This window comes from Mesorhizobium sp. M7A.F.Ca.MR.148.00.0.0, from assembly GCF_003997735.1.
Lineage (GTDB): Bacteria > Pseudomonadota > Alphaproteobacteria > Rhizobiales > Rhizobiaceae > Mesorhizobium.
In genome coordinates, this window is the sequence record NZ_RZTB01000083.1 from 18,118 (window position 1) to 22,146 (window position 4,029).

Sequence of the window (4,029 nt, forward strand, 5' to 3'; positions counted from 1 at the left end):
CGAACGTAAAACCCCATCCCCGCAATCCCCCCCAAGCCCTGTGAGCGAAACCCAAGGGCAGTTCGCCTCACAACTTTGGTACCGGAACCAGTCCAATATCTGTCTCTCGCGAACGTTGCCTGACCCTGATCTCAATTCGCCTCCTCGCCTTGACGTCGCCGGCCTGTGCGCCGTCGGTGAGCCGGTCGCCAGGCAATATCAACTGGCCGCCGGACATTGGCAGGATGGTGAAGCCTTTCAGTTCCGGCATATCGCGCAGGATGCCTGTGACGGAGATCGCTCGCGCTAATCCAAGCCCGGCATTGTCGGCAGGATGGAGTGTGCCAATGTCCATCTTGCGCGCCAGTACGGGCTGAAGGCCTCTGTCCATATTCGATGAGTCACCGGACATCGCCTGCTCGTCCGTGTGGCCAATCACCTCAATGACGTCCACACCATAGGAAGTTGCAATTCCAGCAATGGTCTTCGACATCTGCCGCAACTTCGTTTTGAAGCCACCGGAAAGCTCCGCAATTCCAGTATCGAAATTATAGCCATCGAGCTCGCTAAGACTGATGATCGGTGGCCAATCGTGTGGCTTGTCAGCAGAGGCCTCGTTCCTTGCCTTCTTCAGTGCGTCAGCAAGATCCTTGGACGTCTTGCCCGTGCCAACGTAGCCGAGCTCGCGCAGAACCTTCATCTTCTCGATCATGGCTTTGGCCTGATCAACGTCGACGTCGTTGTCAGAGAGGACTTTGGCGGCCGGCGCGCTTTTCACCGCTTCCTCAAGGGTCAGTCCCACTTTTTTGATTGCCTCTGCGGCCTCTTTGGCCCGGACCAATTCACGCCATTCTTGATCTGGTACATTGCGTCGACTTGCAGGCTTGACCATGGCATTCAGCTGAGCCAGCAACCGCTTGTTTTCCTCGTCAAGCTTGCGAGCGTTCTCATTGAGGGACTGCGCAATCTTCTGCGCTGCCGCAGCCTCTTTCTTTGTCTTGGCGATGAGCGCGCCTGCAGCAAGCAAAAGGCAGAAAACGAGAAGCAGCATCGTCTCAGCCATCGTCAGGCCGAGTATCAGGCCGCGGCCATAGCCCTTGCGCTCAAACGTAATGGCTGTTCCGCTAACCTCACTCACCTGCCCCACCAACTTGCTCTCTTTGGCGGTTCACCCTTCTCCACCTCCGCCGGACTGCTTAACGATCGGAAGGTGTCGCCCTCCGTGTCATCCGAAACCTTGATTGGCGTCTCCACAGGGGAGGCAACAGTGGAAGGTGCCGCCACTCGCTCGACATCGTTCGCTATCGCATTGCTCAGAGGCTGGGGCGTGCGCACGGCCGGGAGGCTATGTTGTGTAAGGGTTGCGACGAGGCCGCGTGTTTCATTGCTGTGTTTCTGCATCACAGCCATGAACTCCTCAGTCAAACGCTGCTGCGCTTGGACAGTTTCTGCGGTCTTTTCTGCGGCCGCTGCCGCTCTCTCCACTCCAGTCGCCACCTTGATCACTGCGTCGGCAAGACCGGTCATCCGCGTTTGCTGCTCTTGCGAGGCTGTTTCGGTTTTTATCGCATATTGTGCGACAGCATTACCCAGGAGCTTGACCATCGGCGCCAGATCGTTCTTCAGCACCTCATCAGGAACAACCACCTTTTCCAGCTTGGCAGCCATATTGTCGGCTTGATCACCGAGCTTTCCAACAGAGTCGGACATCGAGCTGTTGGCTTTATCCAGCAAATCCGCTGCAGCTCCAACGCGGTTCGCTATCGAAGCAAACTGGGTTTCGACTTGCCCGAAATTGTGCTGCAACGCGTCACTGAGCTTGGCAGACGCCTCTTGGACAGGCTTGATCGATTCCATGGCAATATTGTCCAGGGCAGATCGAATGTGCTCCCCATTGCGTGCCGCTTGCTCGGCAATCTCTGCAAAGCCCTCTTCGAGCATTTGATGGCTGACACGACGAAAGTCGGCGAACTCCCTGGTTACGCTTTCCATCTCGGCTCTTACACGCCGTGTCATGTCGGCAAGTTCGTGCCTCGCCGTTCGCTCAATGTCCGCGGGATCGCGCCGCATCTGATTGTAGAAAACCCTCAGAGCAATACCGGTGATCGTCGACGTGATCGCGATGCCAAAATTTTGGACGATCGTGTCGGTTGAGCCTTCCGTTCCAAACTGAAACAGCGAGACCCCAAGGCTCGTCAGGGTGAACAGGAAGCCCATATAGTAGAGGTTATCGCCGGTCTGCTCGTCGTGCAGTTGTAGCTTTCCAGCAAAGATCGAAACCCCGAGATAGAAAAACATCAGGCAGGCCGGTGCTACCGCCGCGACGATCGGATTTACGCCTGAGAGTTTTGCAATGGCGATGAATACACACCCGCCGAGTGTCAATGCCGCGAAAACCACGACCGGCAGACGTGGATGATCCAGCAAAGGTTTGTCGTGCGCTCTCGCCATCAGTTTAACCCATCCAAGCCAACCAGCTTTTCGAACTCGCCGTGATGGTTCTGGACCCAATGTGTCCAGAACTCCGCGTGATCCAGGGTCTGAAATGGCTTCTTTGCCCGATCGATATAAAGAATTGTGATGCCCACCCCATCCAGCGACGTCCCATATGTGCGGTCGGCGGCGCTGTTGAGGTATTTTTGGTAATCCAGTCCCGATCGGTACTGCGAGTAAATCGTCGTATGCTCGATCATGTCAGAGGCGACCACCAATCGCTTGGGACTGCCCTGTTTGGCCAAGCTGCTATCGAAGAGCGACAGCTTGATTTTCTGAATTCCAGCCATGATCGGAGATTGGCTCGCGGAAGCCGCATTCGGGATTTCATCGGGAAGTTTGTTCAAAGGATCGCCGAAGGCGTTTTCCCACTTCTTTTGACGCCGCGCAGGATTGTTGGTCCAACTATCGACGGTCGACCCATCACCGGGATTGCATCCATCGAACATCACCGTCAGCTCACCAGGCGCCGAGCTCAGGGTATAAATCCTCACATACCCACCCGGCTCGACCTGCCCAATGGTCTTTCGGAACTCGTTCTTGAGATCAGCCATCGTCGTTGCCGAAATTGGATCAGTGGCGTCGATGAGGACGGCGGTCAGGCTGGAGGGTCCGTCCAATGGGCAATTCGTGTTGGCGTCGATATGGCCATTGCCAGACCTGGTCCACATCCAGCCGAAGCCGGCCAACATCGCAACGGATAGCACACCAAGGGCAATGGCCGCGGCAATGGTACCCGCATTGCCTTTCTTGCGTCTGCGGGTTCGCCTAGACATTCACGCTGTCCGGGTGAAGCTTATCAAGATCTCGGTACTGCTCAATTCCCCGTTCGCATTCCTGACCAATCAGACGAACCTGCTCGTTGAGTTCCTCCTGCGCCTGGCGAATTGATGCGCCAACATCTCCCTCATTCCACTCCCGCTCGCCGGTGACGTATGGCTTGATGCGATCAAGTTTGTAGGGCGTTCCGAAATGCTTGGGCGCCGGCTCGGTCCTCGCCTGGATGTTGGCTTCCCGATACATCGACAAAAGCTGATTGCAGGCTCGCTCCAATTGGTCTTGATGCTGCGCAAAAAGAGCCAGAAGCCTCGATCGATGATCGACAATCGCGCGGTGCTCGCGCCGGCGACTACCAAGCTGCTTGACGATTTCCTCCACTTTTTCGTTGTGGTCGTCGCGGACATCCTGCAGCTCTTCGATCAGTTCCTTCTTTCGATCGATGTAGTCATCGCGCCGTCGAACGAGCCGATTTTCAACGCCAGTGTAGCCTGGGTAAGGGTCGAGCACGAACCAGCCGTCGATAAAAGCGAAAAGCGAAAACATCAGGCCGATCGCAAACAGCAACCAGGACTTGATGTCCGTGAGACCCGCTGGATTGGCGAGCATATTACGGATGACCTCAGCGCCGGCGCCGTCAGCGAGCGAGCCGCTGACCTCACGGTAGTGCGCTAGCGCCAAGTTTATCGAAATCGCCAAGCCGATATAGAAAAGGATTGAAATGATCCCAACGAATTTTACGAAAAACGACCGATGGGTGACGAGACGAGCGCAGAAAAC

At 56.0% G+C, this 4,029-nt stretch carries 4 protein-coding genes; all 4 read right to left on the minus strand.

Going from position 1 to position 4,029, the window contains the following annotated elements; genetic code table 11:
- Window positions 1-67: 67 nt before the first annotated feature.
- Genes EOB49_RS24150 through EOB49_RS38800 form a run of 4 tightly spaced genes read right to left on the minus strand, consistent with a single transcriptional unit; the run spans window position 68 to window position 3,930 of the window.
- Window positions 68-1,117, minus strand: a complete 1,050-nt coding sequence (locus EOB49_RS24150; RefSeq protein WP_127382439.1) for a hypothetical protein — start codon at window positions 1,115-1,117, stop codon at window positions 68-70.
- Window positions 1,114-2,430 (minus strand): hypothetical protein, encoded by a 1,317-nt coding sequence (locus EOB49_RS24155; protein WP_127382440.1) that lies wholly within the window; start codon window positions 2,428-2,430, stop codon window positions 1,114-1,116. Before EOB49_RS24155 ends, EOB49_RS24150 begins: the two co-directional genes overlap by 4 nt.
- Window positions 2,430-3,248 carry a hypothetical protein gene (locus EOB49_RS24160; RefSeq protein ID WP_063169429.1) on the minus strand — a complete coding sequence of 273 codons (819 nt, stop codon included), beginning with the start codon at window positions 3,246-3,248 and terminating at the stop codon, window positions 2,430-2,432. Before EOB49_RS24160 ends, EOB49_RS24155 begins: the two co-directional genes overlap by 1 nt.
- Window positions 3,241-3,930, minus strand: a complete 690-nt coding sequence (locus EOB49_RS38800) for a hypothetical protein (protein ID WP_348630279.1) — start codon at window positions 3,928-3,930, stop codon at window positions 3,241-3,243. The genes EOB49_RS24160 and EOB49_RS38800 overlap by 8 nt, the downstream gene beginning before the upstream one ends.
- Window positions 3,931-4,029: the final 99 nt, after the last annotated feature.